Annotated in this window: 20 protein-coding genes; all 20 read left to right on the forward strand. The window is 47.6% G+C overall.

The window, feature by feature from the left end; translation table 11 throughout:
* Nucleotides 1–4: 4 nt before the first annotated feature.
* The 20 genes from ACKPVM_RS19565 (at nt 5) to ACKPVM_RS19660 (ending at nt 12123) form a co-directional block, all read left to right on the forward strand.
* Nucleotides 5–919, forward strand: a complete 915-nt coding sequence (locus ACKPVM_RS19565; protein ID WP_409311423.1) for a hypothetical protein — start codon at nt 5–7, stop codon at nt 917–919.
* An 896-nt stretch (nt 920–1815) separates the two neighbouring features.
* The gene (locus tag ACKPVM_RS19570; protein ID WP_409311424.1) at nt 1816–2079 is read left to right on the forward strand and encodes a hypothetical protein; all 264 of its coding nucleotides are present in this window, start codon (nt 1816–1818) and stop codon (nt 2077–2079) included.
* Between the two features lie 175 nt (nt 2080–2254).
* On the forward strand, nt 2255–2551 hold the full coding sequence (locus ACKPVM_RS19575; RefSeq protein WP_409311425.1) for a regulator: 297 nt from the start codon (nt 2255–2257) through the stop codon (nt 2549–2551).
* A gap of 105 nt (nt 2552–2656) precedes the next feature.
* Complete coding sequence (locus ACKPVM_RS19580; protein ID WP_409311426.1) at nt 2657–2914, forward strand: hypothetical protein; 258 nt, start codon at nt 2657–2659, stop codon at nt 2912–2914.
* The gene (locus tag ACKPVM_RS19585; protein ID WP_409311427.1) at nt 2898–3086 is read left to right on the forward strand and encodes a hypothetical protein; all 189 of its coding nucleotides are present in this window, start codon (nt 2898–2900) and stop codon (nt 3084–3086) included. Before ACKPVM_RS19580 ends, ACKPVM_RS19585 begins: the two co-directional genes overlap by 17 nt.
* On the forward strand, nt 3079–3378 hold the full coding sequence (locus ACKPVM_RS19590) for a hypothetical protein (protein WP_409311428.1): 300 nt from the start codon (nt 3079–3081) through the stop codon (nt 3376–3378). Before ACKPVM_RS19585 ends, ACKPVM_RS19590 begins: the two co-directional genes overlap by 8 nt.
* Nucleotides 3353–3613, forward strand: coding sequence for a KTSC domain-containing protein (locus ACKPVM_RS19595; protein WP_409311429.1), 261 nt, complete (start codon nt 3353–3355; stop codon nt 3611–3613). The genes ACKPVM_RS19590 and ACKPVM_RS19595 overlap by 26 nt, the downstream gene beginning before the upstream one ends.
* A gap of 61 nt (nt 3614–3674) precedes the next feature.
* Nucleotides 3675–4013 carry a hypothetical protein gene (locus tag ACKPVM_RS19600; RefSeq protein WP_409311430.1) on the forward strand — a complete coding sequence of 113 codons (339 nt, stop codon included), beginning with the start codon at nt 3675–3677 and terminating at the stop codon, nt 4011–4013.
* Between the two features lie 151 nt (nt 4014–4164).
* Complete coding sequence (locus ACKPVM_RS19605; RefSeq protein WP_409311431.1) at nt 4165–4311, forward strand: hypothetical protein; 147 nt, start codon at nt 4165–4167, stop codon at nt 4309–4311.
* 12 nt (nt 4312–4323) lie between these two features.
* Nucleotides 4324–5175, forward strand: coding sequence for a phage recombination protein Bet (bet, locus tag ACKPVM_RS19610; protein ID WP_409311432.1), 852 nt, complete (start codon nt 4324–4326; stop codon nt 5173–5175).
* A complete protein-coding gene (locus tag ACKPVM_RS19615) occupies nt 5159–6823 on the forward strand; it encodes a lambda-exonuclease family protein (protein ID WP_409311433.1) in 1665 nt (554 codons plus the stop codon). The genes bet and ACKPVM_RS19615 overlap by 17 nt, the downstream gene beginning before the upstream one ends.
* 26 nt (nt 6824–6849) lie before the next feature.
* Nucleotides 6850–7989 (forward strand): hypothetical protein, encoded by a 1140-nt coding sequence (locus ACKPVM_RS19620; protein WP_409311434.1) that lies wholly within the window; start codon nt 6850–6852, stop codon nt 7987–7989.
* 1 nt (nt 7990) lies between these two features.
* Nucleotides 7991–8407: a hypothetical protein gene (locus ACKPVM_RS19625; protein WP_409311435.1), complete on the forward strand. Its 417-nt coding sequence runs from the start codon at nt 7991–7993 to the stop codon at nt 8405–8407.
* Nucleotides 8408–8641 carry a hypothetical protein gene (locus tag ACKPVM_RS19630; protein ID WP_409311436.1) on the forward strand — a complete coding sequence of 78 codons (234 nt, stop codon included), beginning with the start codon at nt 8408–8410 and terminating at the stop codon, nt 8639–8641. It begins immediately after the preceding gene.
* On the forward strand, nt 8616–9269 hold the full coding sequence (locus ACKPVM_RS19635) for a hypothetical protein (protein ID WP_409311437.1): 654 nt from the start codon (nt 8616–8618) through the stop codon (nt 9267–9269). Before ACKPVM_RS19630 ends, ACKPVM_RS19635 begins: the two co-directional genes overlap by 26 nt.
* Nucleotides 9270–9324: 55 nt before the next feature.
* Nucleotides 9325–10005 carry a hypothetical protein gene (locus ACKPVM_RS19640; RefSeq protein ID WP_409311438.1) on the forward strand — a complete coding sequence of 227 codons (681 nt, stop codon included), beginning with the start codon at nt 9325–9327 and terminating at the stop codon, nt 10003–10005.
* Nucleotides 10006–10221: 216 nt separating this feature from the next.
* Complete coding sequence (locus ACKPVM_RS19645; protein ID WP_409311439.1) at nt 10222–11037, forward strand: hypothetical protein; 816 nt, start codon at nt 10222–10224, stop codon at nt 11035–11037.
* A 10-nt stretch (nt 11038–11047) separates the two neighbouring features.
* Nucleotides 11048–11299: a DNA polymerase III subunit theta gene (locus ACKPVM_RS19650; protein ID WP_409311440.1), complete on the forward strand. Its 252-nt coding sequence runs from the start codon at nt 11048–11050 to the stop codon at nt 11297–11299.
* 158 nt (nt 11300–11457) lie between these two features.
* A complete protein-coding gene (locus tag ACKPVM_RS19655; protein ID WP_409311441.1) occupies nt 11458–11727 on the forward strand; it encodes a hypothetical protein in 270 nt (89 codons plus the stop codon).
* 123 nt (nt 11728–11850) lie between these two features.
* Nucleotides 11851–12123 (forward strand): hypothetical protein, encoded by a 273-nt coding sequence (locus ACKPVM_RS19660; protein ID WP_409311442.1) that lies wholly within the window; start codon nt 11851–11853, stop codon nt 12121–12123.
* Nucleotides 12124–12307: the final 184 nt, after the last annotated feature.

Genomic DNA, 12307 nt, shown 5'->3' on the forward strand with positions numbered 1-12307 from the left:
TACTGTGTCATTTCTGTCTGATTTGTTTAAAGGAAAAAAGCGCTCAAGAGATGATATCTGCGCAGCCATTCTTTCTTTTTGTTATGGAAATATGCTTAATCTTAGTAAAAGTAACCCAAAAACTTTTGCGGAAACTTTTTACCAAGATCCAACTAAAAGCCTTAGAGCTAGAGTGTTTAGTTCAAGTCATTTTAGTGAATGGGAAACAACTCCGCTAGAATCCCTATCCATGATAAAAGCGAAATTCATTCGAGCGAGAACTAATGAGCTATTTTTATTATTCGATTTTTCAGAAGTAGCCGGGATATTCACCATCAATAATGGTAAGGCTATATGTCCTAGTTTTGTAGGTCTACTATTTGATCAGTCGATAACTAAGCCACCAAGGGTATACTTTCTTGAACCATCAGTGGAACCTGGTACAACAATGCTAATTAAGGTTACGCATGATAGAGAGCGCTTTAACCTTGGCGATGGTCCATATAATACAGAGGCACATTTCATTGACCACGTAATATCTCTGCCTAACTACGGAGATAAAAAAAATCGAGAAAACAACCTTGATCATATAGACGATATAATCATGACGCAATGCCGTGAATATATAAACATCATTGATGAATTGAACAGTCTTGAAGAGACAGGGAAAATTGTTTTCGCTAGGGGTTTTTATAATACATATAAAATATTTATCGATAAATACAAATCCATTGATAATTTCATTAATATGAGTGAACAAGAGAAAGAAAGTTTTCTTTCAAAATTAGATAATTACACTTTAAATATTAAAGCGATTGATTATGTGCTGTTTTTAGGTAGTAGAGCTTTGTTTTTATGCCTACAGCCAATACCAAGTTTTAACAGAGAAGTAACGGATAGAATGTTTTCCGTCATTGTTCCCCTTATGCCAGTGGATTGAGTCCATACCTGAATCGCACAGCAGCCATCAAGGCTGCTTTTTTTTTGCTTAAAAATCAACCAAATAAATAAATACCGAAACTTTACCGAAATTATCATTGCAAAAGTACCGGTATAGTTGTACCTTTTAATCATCCCAAGCGGATACGCTCTTTAAAAATCAGGTTAAGTTGCACACACCAACGGTCTGCATGTACCGGTGCGACGGCTACGGCTAAACATGAGCGTTACTAACATTGGAGGATACAAAGATGAAGTAACAGCGCGGATAGACCGCGGCAAGTAGTGCCAATGCAGCAGTAATGATGCTGCCCCGAGTCTCAAGTAGTGAGCCAGCTTCGCATCTGGTTAGGGTTAATGAATAGAAGTAGCGCCGGAGAAGCATCGGGAAAGCCAATCCTGAACTGGTTATGGGCGGCCATAGGGCGGCATACGACTCAAGGGCATGAGCGCGGCCACTGCGGAGTGTGGCGAAGTGAACAACAGGTAAGAGCATTTAGGGGACGGCTGCTTCTTTGCGAAGGCTGGCGAGCGAACCGGAGATAGTGTTCTTTCCGTTGTGGCGTCCTCAAGCGAGGTGCAGCGCCGGCCGACGCAAAGACCCGTGAATCGGCTGAGTCACAGCAACTGGTGACCAATACAAAAACAGAGCGGCGGGAAGTAAGTGACGGTAGCGCGTCGGTGCCATAACAGCATACTTGTCAGATACATAGTTTTCTTTGGGGTGTGGTGAATGCGTAGGCTGATACGCAAATCTCGCGTAGGTATCTACTACCAGTGAAATTCTGGTAATCTTTGGCGGTAGGTTGCGTCCACACGCTACGGGGAAACCGCAATGCCGGAGCTCAGTACCGGCCACCACACCACCAAAGCAAACCAAGCAATAAGGACTGACCCATGACCAAACCACGTAAGAAACGTTCTGCTATGACCAAGCAGCACATGGAAAATCTTGAGCGTATCACTAAGCATAAAAGTGACCGCGTAACAAAAGCAATTCTGGTAGCGGTTCGTTGTAAACCGATGCCTGATCTCCCTGCCCCACGTAAAAAATCACGCTCAGGTAATGACGGTAGCGATCCGGATCGTTACGTTGGTTACTCGGCAGTCGGTCGCCAGAAAATGCGCGGCAGTAGCACTATTCCCCGAGGCGTTTATTAAAAAACATCAATCAAGCTCACTTCGGTGAGCTTTTTTTTCGCCTGTCGTAGGAGGTTCGCTATGGAAATACTTCTTTCACTAGCAATCCTTGCCGGGTTGTCAGTCGTTGTTGCGACCATTTTTTATCTGTGTGAGTGGTTATCTGGTCGCAGAGAGCGATCAGAGAGAGGTAAAAGTGGGAAATGACATTGCCAAAATTGATTCAATGATTTCAGTTTTACGCAACATGAAAGCTGACCTTAACCGACTCAGCAAATTAAGCGCTATGGACTTTCGGGACATGACGCCAAAACAGTGCCAAAAACGTGCCGCTGATGCTGATTGGATTGGGATGGAAAACATTAAACGTAGGCATGAACTTCACGCGCTGGCCGTAGAGTTGAACTTTGCAGAACGGCGCGAAAGCTACCATGAAATTGAATTAACAGATGGGTGGCATCGATTCAACTATAAGCCACGAGAACCAAATTAATTATTCGCCAACACAGGGAACAACGCCGCTATATGCGGCTTTTTTTATTACTAAAACAAGGTGATTCAGATGGCTTGCAAATGTTTTCAAGAAACACAGAAAGCTATGGATAAACGCTTGCGTGAGGCTGTTGCCGACAACTGTGCTGAGGTTGAAGAATCCGACTTTGACAATCGTGTATTCATCCTCGCTAAGGGGGATTTCTGCAATGTCATGCTTGGTTACCGCTTTCGTTACCGCAAGCGCAAAAAGAATGGAGAGCCGGAACAGCGCTGTACTAACGGCGACTCAAATATCGCAATTAACTTCTGCCCATTCTGCGGCACCAAATTTGAAGGTAAAACCGATGAGCAAACATTGTGAAATGTGCGGGACCAATAAGCACGGCAGTAGCTACTGCCCAAATTGCCAAGAAGCGGCATACATCTTCCATGAGCAATACATGAATCCAGACTATTTAGGTAACGGGGAAATGCTGGGGCCACCCGCGCCAGATAGCGATTTCATGCGAAAAGTGAGAGAGCAGCATGGGTGATGTAGGTGATTACTACAGAGATCTTAAACCCTTCCTAAAAGAACGGCGCCGCAAAGCCCGTGACGGAGCCCACGAACGGATAAAAGCCTTTTTTATCAGAAACGGCGTTGAACTGGAGGATGGGAATAACACCCTGATTTTTCGCACCCCGCAGGGAACCGTTTGTTACTACCCACCCAGCCAGAAAATGCAGCACAAACAATTTTGGAAAGAATGCAGTCCGACCTACTGCATGAACTATGTACTTAAACTAAGAGGACTAACCAATGCCAATCGTAATGACACCCGTTAAATCATCCCAGATCCATAGCATCGGCCACGATGCAGCGACCAACACACTGGCTATTCGTTTTAACGGACGCAACAACGAGCCGGGCAGTTTGTATCACTACAGCAATGTCAGTGCCGACGATTTTGCCGCGTTCTCTGGCGCAGACTCTGTAGGTAGCCATTTCTACCGCAACATCAAACCTCACACTGACCGCTTCCCTTATCAACGTATCAATGAAGAAAAGTCAGAAGAGTAATCATGCGCCTGCGTATCGGGCGCATGAGTAAGCCTATTGAGCAATAACAGAGAGGTTTATCGTGAGCGGATATAACTATCAGCGAATGGTTGAAGAGACATTGGAGGAATACGAACGCAAATATGCGTCCAAGCCGGAAGAACAGCAGGTATTAAAGCAACGCATCGCTTTTATGCGTCGCTTTTCAACATTTACCGATAACGTGAAAACGTTGGTAAAAAACCGCTGTGTCGTCGCTGGGACCGATCCTAACCCTGTATCAGCGCTAACTGAATCACCCCGGATGGATAAGTATCTGGACGATGTACAAGAAGAGATTTTTATGCGAGCGGCAATGGTTGAACGCGCAATGGAATTAGCTTCTGCGCACGAACCAGAGTTGCACGATACCCCTGATTGACTTCCCTACCCCAGAAAGAGAAAAGCCCCAGTTTGCACTGGGGCTATCCCGGTCAGCGGCGACCAAACCGCATGACCATAAGGACTGACCAATGACCATAAAGATCATCAGCAGTTGATCGGGGACCAACCCGATCGCTAAGGAGCATACCATGCCAGCAAGTTCCGTTAAACATATCCAGTACCGCCATCGCGTCGGTAGCCACAATATTCACCACTATCCGCAGCAGAAACATGGAGTGGCATTCCCAATTATTGTCACCCTTGCCGCGCTTTCCGCCTTATCGTTGATTTTGTAATAAGGACTGACCATGACCAACTCTTTAACTACGCCAACATTGCCGATGGAGGTATCAAATCTCGGCATTGATGAGCCCACCTGGAACGCGCTGAAAAATAGTATTTATCCCGGCGCAAAAGATGATTCCATCATTATGGCTGTGAGCTACTGCAAAGCTCGCAGTCTCGATCCATTGATGAAGCCCGTCCATCTGGTGCCAATGAGCGTCAATGACGCCAAAACCGGTAAAAAAGAATGGCGTGATGTGGTAATGCCTGGCGTCGGCTTATACCGCATTCAGGCCGACCGTTCTGGCAGTTACGCTGGAGCCAAGGAGCCAGAATTCGGACCTGATGTAACGATGACGCTCGACAACGTGGAAATCACGTTCCCGCAATGGTGCAAATATACCGTCTACAAGCGCCTGTCAGACGGCAATCTTGTCGAATTCAGTGCGAAAGAATACTGGCTGGAAAACTACGCCACTGCAGGCCGCGATACCCGAGCACCAAATTCGATGTGGAAGAAGCGTCCATACGGCCAGATATCCAAGTGCAGTGAGTCACAGGCGCTACGTAAAGCATGGCCTGAAATTGGCCAACAGCCGACCGCCGAAGAAATGGAAGGAAAAGATCTGGAAATTGGCGCGTTCGATAACGCCAAAGATGTGACACCCAAGGCGACAACTACCGCGCCAGCGGCGTTACCCCACTATCCGAATGATCGTTTCAATGAATATCTGCCGCAGTGGCAGTCAATGATGGAAAACGGCAAGAAAACCGCCGATCAGATTATTGCCATGACTGCTAGTAAATACACCCTTTCCGAAGATCAAAAACTCGCAATACGCGATTTGGAGCCAATCCATGCACACAATTCATGAATGTCAGCAAGGCTCAGCCGAATGGCTGGATCTGCGCACTAAGTATTTCACCGCCAGCGAAGCACCAGCGTGCATGGGTGAAAGCAAATACCAGACACGTAACACCCTTTTGAACCTGAAAGCTACTGGCATTGCGCCAGAGGTTGACGCCGCAACACAGCGCCTATTCGATGCCGGGCACGAAACTGAAGCAAGAGCACGTACCATTCTGGAAGAGCGTCTTGGTGAAGACTTGTTCCCAATTGTCGCTACTCGCGACAATCTGCTGGCCTCAGTGGATGGCATCGATATGGCAGAAACTACCGTATTCGAGCATAAGCTGTTCAATAAGGACGTGGTTGCTATGATCGAGTCCGACGAGTTATCACCGCATTATTATTGGCAGTTAGAACAACAGCTTTATGTCACTGGTGCCGAGCGAGCGCTGTTCGTTTGTTCCGACGGCACAGAAGAAAACTTCTACATGCTGGAATATCGCCCAGTGTCTGGCCGTATTGAAAAACTGCTGGCAGGCTGGGCACAATTCGAACGAGATTTGGTCACCTACGTGCCGCCCGAATCGCCTTTGTCCGTAGTCGCCGAACCGGTACAGGATTTACCGGCGGTGACAGTGCAAGTTAACGGCCAGATTGAAGTACGTGAAAACTTCAAAATTTTCGAGGTGGCGTTACGCGACTTCCTTGAAAATAAACTGATCCGTGAACCGCAGACCGATCAGGACTTCGCCGATCTCGACTTGCAAATCAAGGCGATGAAAAAGGCAGAAGACACATTGAATGCCGCTGAAACAATGATGCTGGCGCAAATCCGGAGCGTTGATGAGGCGAAACGTCAGAAAGATATGCTCGCCAAACTGGTACGCGATAACCGACTTATGGCCGAGAAATTGCTCGCCAATGAAAAAGAGCGCCGACGTTCGGAAAAAGTGGTCGCAGCTCGTCAGTCGTTTACTGCTCATGTCGCCGAACTACAGCAAGAAATCAAAGCTGTACGCCTTGATATCACCATGCCTGATTTTGCAGGTGCCATCAAAGGACTGAAAACCATGTCGAGCATTCAGGACAAGATCGACACGGCGCTGGCGAATGGCAAAATTACCGCTGACCAACAGGCCGCAGACCTGCGCACGAAGTTGACCTGGATTGATGCTAACGCCTCCGACTATCGCTCGCTACTGCCGGACCTGCAGCAACTGACAACCAAACCGTTCGATGACTTCAAACTAGCGGTAACTGCACGCATCGACGCGCATAAGAAGGCAGAAGAAGCCAGACTGGAAGCCGAGCGTGAGCGAATTCGTCTGGAAGAAGCGGCACGGCTGGAGGCAGAACAGCGCCAACAGCAGGAACAGCCACTCGTCCATGAAACCAAGAGCGTGACAACCACCGCGCCGCAGTTACTTGCACAGGCGGTAAAAAGCATCCAGCACCCCACGCAGGATAACGCACCAGAACTGCCTACCTTGCGTTTGGGGCAAATCAACGATCGTTTATCACCGATTTCCCTCACTGTAGACGGTTTAGCTCGTCTGGGCATTGTTCATGCTGTCACGGACAAAACCGCGAAGCTCTACCACGAGAGCGATTTCTCGCGCATCTGTGCCGCATTGTTGCAACACATCCAGTCTGTCCAATCTAAGGCCAACTAAGCCCCTCACCACTCAGGAATCACTTTATGACCACCACTACAACCGTCGCTGACGTGTTGGAATCTTCCCTGCGCCCCGTTCGGGCGCAGTTGGATTTAGCCATTGAACAAACCAGCGGCATAGCACAACGATCCGTTGAAAGTGCGGGTGTTTTATTAAACCAAGCACAGGCCCTGTGCATTGAGCAGATCAATGTTGAAACCGACGAATACAATGCTTTACTGGACCGTCTGGAAACAGCAGAAAACACGCTGACAACCAAAGAACTGGCTTTGACTCAGGTTCAGGAACGCATCGAAAATGCGGAGTTGGCAGCAGCGGAAGCTACCGCCCAATACGATAACGTCAACGCCAAATACAAATTGTCATTGTCCGATCAACGAGTATTAGCCGATGAGGTCAACCGGCTGAAGTCACTAAATCCTGAACGACTGAAAACCCAGTTGGTACGGGTAAAAACCGAGCTGGAAGATAGTCGCACACTGCGTAACCAGCAACTGGCTGAAATTCGGCGCGTTAAAAAAGAACTGGCCGATAAAACCAGCAAACTATCCAGTATGGTCCTGATCAACAATGAGTTAAATGACCATGTAGGTGACCTGCAAGCCCGTTTACAACGTGCCGATGGCAATGTAGATCCACGCTACTGGCAGGCAGCAAACGGCGTCCAGTTTTACTTCTACACCTTCCAATTCGGACTAAAACTCTACTCCCCAGAGTATGACGTAAAAGTCCTGAATGATATCGAATGGCATATTGAGATACGCAGCACCATTGGTATCTGCATGATTGTCTCTGTAACGGATTGGGCCATCCCAATCTATCCCACTGTAGACAATTTCAAAGAGGCATGGCCTGACGGTTTGAATGAAGCCGTTACAGCTCGCATCCGTGAACTGTTAGAAGAAACACACCCTCACCTGGTTCGCCGAGCAGAATGGGCTGAATCAATCCTGATTGAAACCTTACCCCTGAAAGAGCAACAGCGTGAGTTGCTCAGTGCCTCCGGTGTTCATTCTCTGTTTGACGTGGCGCGTAGAACACCGGACATGCTGGCCGAGCATGTCAAAGGTTTCGGGATCGCAACAGCCAGACAAGTTCACGCCAAGTGCATGGGATTGGTGAAAGATTGGGAAACAGCACAAAAACATAGCGAGGCTGCTTGATATGGAAGAATTGAACCCTGTTGGCGTGTTGTTTAAAGCTGAAGATGATCATTGTGATTGGACAGAAGTCATCCTTCACAGAATGCGTGTCCGTTCTTCAATACACACTGGTAAACCGTATAAGCCGGAACCAAAGCCTATTTATGTTGGTAGCAGGTTTCCCATAGCATCCCCCGCAACACCACGAATTGGAGCTAGGCGCTGTTACTCTGCCAATATCATGCTGTCAGTTTACCAACTCCACCGTCGCGGCATTAACGAAAATGTCATCGCCAAAGATACCAGTATTCCGCTTGGTGATATCCGCAAACTATTAGCGCATAAGACACAAACTCAGCGTAAGCAATGGCAATTAGCACAGCAATTACCGCTGCCGTCAAAGGCGGTGATTTTGGGGCGTCTGGGTAAGGAGGGTTGAGTGAAAGAGCACTGCAAAACTCACACTGGGATCATTATTACTCGCGAGGGCAAGAAACGCCTGAAACTCCATGAAACAAAATCGTCATGGGTGGTAGGCCGTAATGAATCTTATGACAAATTGACCGGAAAGCGCTGGGGAGCGCCACAGTTTCGGCGTCGTCTGTTGCTCGATAGCATTAAACCAATAACGACTAAGGAGTCCAGCGATGAAAGAGCGCGGGATAATTTTTAACGGCGAAATGGTTCGGTCAATTATTGACGGGAGCAAAACGCAGACACGAAGAGCGGTAACGTTTAAGCCGCGTGAAAAGGGGTTAAACCTAAATTTCACTGGGCTTCAACTCGGTCATTACTGTACGGGCGTCCCTTCAAGCGGATACGTGTTGCGTTCGCGCGGTGGAATGGGGTGCTGGAATGATCGAACGCATCCGGCTAAATGCCCATACGGAGAGGTTGGCGATCGTCTGTGGGTGCGTGAGGCATTCAGGGTTATGGGAAAGGCTACCGATGTTGCACGCCTGATGTACAAGGCCAGCGAGCGAAATAGTTTCACTGAGTCAACTCGCACCGTCCCTGTTGATGTATGCACTAAGCAATCATCACAAAAATGGACGCCGTCGATCCACATGCCGCGCTGGGCGTCCAGAATCACGCTGGAAATCACCGACGTGCGCGTGGAGCGCCTTAAACACATCCCACGTGATGGGATTATTTCTGAAGGATACCCAGCGGAACGAGCCACTGATGGTGGTGAGTACGATCCGTTCCTCTGGTATCGGGATTTATGGGAATCGATTTACGGAGAAGGTAGCTGGCAAGCCAATCCATGGTGCTGGGTAATCGAATTTCGTCGAATTTAGAAATATCCATTTCCAATATGGACGCCATGAGCGTCTTTTTTTGTGAGGAAAAAACATGCAACACAAAGACGCTATGACGCGTTTCATCAACGATACGCGGAAACATGTAATGACCATTCATAGAGACGACGGTATTTACCGGCACCTAAAGTTTTCCATGCCCGGCGCGAACAGTTACCGCTTCGATCTAGTCACATGGCCGGGATATTTGTGCGTCACTGGCGACATGGGAACATGGACGTTCAGCCGATTGGCCGACATGTTCGAGTTTTTCACAGCGCCGCATTTTGGTCGGTGCGAGAGTTTTTTAATCAATCCGGGGTATTGGGCTGAAAAGTTTGAAGCCGGAGCCGGTCACAGTCGGCGGGAAAGCCCATGTTATGAATTCGACGGTGACCATTTCGATAAATCCATCAAAGAGTGGCTGACAGAATATCTCAGCAACTGCGAAGACGAAGACGATCGAGAGCGTGCTGAGGATGCCGTGAGAGAAGTCACCGGCAACGGCTTCCGGAAAGAATCCGACGCCATACACTCCATCCAAGACGCGTTCTTTCCGGATGATGTTAGCACCTATGATTTGACGTGTGACGCATGCCAACAACGGCCTAGCTTCCACTACCTGTGGATTTGCTACGCCATAGTATGGGGAATTGAGCATTACAGAAACAAGAAAGTCGCGGAAAAGGCAATCGACATATTCCTGACTTTTCGACAAATAAAATCAACTTGTTAAGGACTGACCAATGGCAATTAAAGCTGAACCAGTTACGACCAGGCTACTTCGACTGTACTGCGATAAATGCGGCAAGGAACTGCGGCATTCACAGTTACTCCTGAGTAGTCCCCCAAAATATAAGTACGAATGCACGTGTGGCAACGTGGAGCTACTCACCACGGGCTATCCCTCGGTTCGATACGTAGACAAAGACGGGTTAGAGGTCAAATAAACATGACGACCTTGACTAATGAAAATCTGAAACATCTACGCGAATTAGCAACACAATACGCTAACGCGAAGCATGATGAATATATCGAGCGAAATTTTCGACAAGGTTTTGGCTGTGACGTTGCAGTAGCAATCATTGATCGTCTCGTCACGGCAGAAACACAACTGGCAGAGCTGGAGAAGCAAGAGCCGCTTGGGTTTATCAACGGGGTTGCGACAGATGGTGGAATTGAAATCCTCTCTCCAGTTCGCCTGCTGGATACAGACGTAGCCGTATATTCCCGCCCCGTTCCACCAGCCGCAATCCAGATTGTATCGGATGAGCTGACACTAACAGACGAGCAGATTGATGCAGTGCTCGACTCGCGCGGAAACCTTGCTTACGTCATTGCCGATAAGCGGGAACGCCTGCGGCTGTTTGCGCGAGACATTCTCCGCGCCGCCATGTTCCGGTCTTCGCCCGTTCAGCCAGCTATGCCGGATAATGTCGTAACAGCCGAACATCAACTCGTTATTGAGATGTTACTCAGTGTTTGTGGAGCCGCGTTTGAGCTTGCTGATGATGCATGTAATCAGGAAGTCGATGGAGAGATGTGCCACGTTGTCCCGAACGACTCTTTTGTAAAGCTTTCCGACGCTCTGGATAAAATTGAGAACACTCTGCCGAGTGAGTATGCAGACATCCCTAATATCACGCTGCAATGGGCTGCTGTGCCGCGTCACGCACTCAGAACTTTGCTCCAGTCATCCTGTAAAGCCGAACAACTCAAGAATGTCACCCTCACCAATGAGGGTGACAACCAGCTATACTCCGCTTAGGAGGATAGCTATGTCATATAATCTCGGTGATTTATCACAAGAAGAACGCGACAAAGTTAACGTTGACCTTGCCGCAAGTGGTGTCGCATATAAAGAACGGCTAAACATGCCTGTAGTTCCAGCACAAGTTGAGGCCGAACAGCCAGAAAAATATCGTGAGTATTTCCGTGATCGATTAGCCTACTACAGGGAAGTTAGTAAAACCCTACCGGGGGCAAACGATCCGCGTTATCAGCAAATGGCTGAAGCAAACAAAAAGTAACAACATCAATCTAATCGAACCCGCCAAGTGCGGGTTTTTTATTGTCTAAATTAAGGATGAACACATGCATCGACCATTAACACTTATACAGAGTAAATAAATCCATCTGAAAAATAACATCTATACTAAACGCTACACTAAATAACGCAGGAATTAATATGGAAAAGGCACTTATTGTTGGCGTAGAAGAATATGATGGGAAGTACGTCGATGGACATCTTATGTCTACTACCTTTAAATACTTTCCTGACAGTATGGTTAGGCATAGGAATGTTGATTCTGACGATAAAATAGAGTCAGCAAAATTTGAACTTTTTACAGCAGAACATATAAGCATTGGGGAATACGATGGTTTGATCGCCTACAGAGGAGAGCGACCATCAGAGGAAACCATCCGAAAAGCCATAAGCAAACATATGGATAAATAAATTCTATTTATCGCTCTCCCAGCCTCGCAAATGCGAGGTTTTTTATTGTCTGGAGAAAGATATGCCAAATCATATAACCAATGAAATCAATATACTCAGCGGTACAAATAAGGATGGTGACGCATGAGCAAACAAACAGGAGGTCCAGCATTTCCGGTTGAAACTCAACTTAACCCCATCAGTGGCAAAGAGCACAGATATCAAACAGGAGACAATTATCTTTATCAGTTCCCTGGTATGACGCTGCGCGATTATTTTGCGGCAAAAGCGATGCAGGGATGGCTATCATCCTACGGAGTTGATGCAGTTCATCCGGTAGTATCTGGATGTGCTAATGCCGCAGCTGAAAATGCATACGCATTAGCTGACGCCATGCTACAGGTTAGGGAGGTTTAGCATCCTTTTCCACGGGATTTAAACGATCAGCACGAATATGCTAATGATGACGAATAACCGAGCCGCCTAACCAGCGGCTTTTTTGTTTCCTAAATTAAGGAGGAACACATGCATCCATCACGGTCGGTTCTATGATCCTACCCACGTAATGTGGACACAGCCCTAAGCGAGGTTCTGGTTTTCA

Source organism: Pectobacterium hainanensis, from assembly GCF_046237015.1.
Classification (GTDB): domain Bacteria; phylum Pseudomonadota; class Gammaproteobacteria; order Enterobacterales; family Enterobacteriaceae; genus JBJYIN01.

Bases quoted from the DNA above. Each gene is read 5' to 3' on its own strand.
- ACKPVM_RS19570 (WP_409311424.1), top strand. From the start codon at position 1,816: ATGACCAAACCACGTAAGAAACGTTCTGCTATGACCAAGCAGCACATG.
- ACKPVM_RS19580 (WP_409311426.1), top strand. From the start codon at position 2,657: ATGGATAAACGCTTGCGTGAGGCTGTTGCCGACAACTGTGCTGAGGTT.
- ACKPVM_RS19585 (WP_409311427.1), top strand. From the start codon at position 2,898: ATGAGCAAACATTGTGAAATGTGCGGGACCAATAAGCACGGCAGTAGC.
- ACKPVM_RS19590 (WP_409311428.1), top strand. From the start codon at position 3,079: ATGGGTGATGTAGGTGATTACTACAGAGATCTTAAACCCTTCCTAAAA.
- ACKPVM_RS19595 (WP_409311429.1), top strand. From the start codon at position 3,353: ATGCCAATCGTAATGACACCCGTTAAATCATCCCAGATCCATAGCATC.
- ACKPVM_RS19605 (WP_409311431.1), top strand. From the start codon at position 4,165: ATGCCAGCAAGTTCCGTTAAACATATCCAGTACCGCCATCGCGTCGGT.
- bet (WP_409311432.1), top strand. From the start codon at position 4,324: ATGACCAACTCTTTAACTACGCCAACATTGCCGATGGAGGTATCAAAT.
- ACKPVM_RS19615 (WP_409311433.1), top strand. From the start codon at position 5,159: ATGCACACAATTCATGAATGTCAGCAAGGCTCAGCCGAATGGCTGGAT.
- ACKPVM_RS19620 (WP_409311434.1), top strand. From the start codon at position 6,850: ATGACCACCACTACAACCGTCGCTGACGTGTTGGAATCTTCCCTGCGC.
- ACKPVM_RS19625 (WP_409311435.1), top strand. From the start codon at position 7,991: ATGGAAGAATTGAACCCTGTTGGCGTGTTGTTTAAAGCTGAAGATGAT.
- ACKPVM_RS19635 (WP_409311437.1), top strand. From the start codon at position 8,616: ATGAAAGAGCGCGGGATAATTTTTAACGGCGAAATGGTTCGGTCAATT.
- ACKPVM_RS19640 (WP_409311438.1), top strand. From the start codon at position 9,325: ATGCAACACAAAGACGCTATGACGCGTTTCATCAACGATACGCGGAAA.
- ACKPVM_RS19645 (WP_409311439.1), top strand. From the start codon at position 10,222: ATGACGACCTTGACTAATGAAAATCTGAAACATCTACGCGAATTAGCA.
- ACKPVM_RS19650 (WP_409311440.1), top strand. From the start codon at position 11,048: ATGTCATATAATCTCGGTGATTTATCACAAGAAGAACGCGACAAAGTT.
- ACKPVM_RS19655 (WP_409311441.1), top strand. From the start codon at position 11,458: ATGGAAAAGGCACTTATTGTTGGCGTAGAAGAATATGATGGGAAGTAC.
- ACKPVM_RS19660 (WP_409311442.1), top strand. From the start codon at position 11,851: ATGAGCAAACAAACAGGAGGTCCAGCATTTCCGGTTGAAACTCAACTT.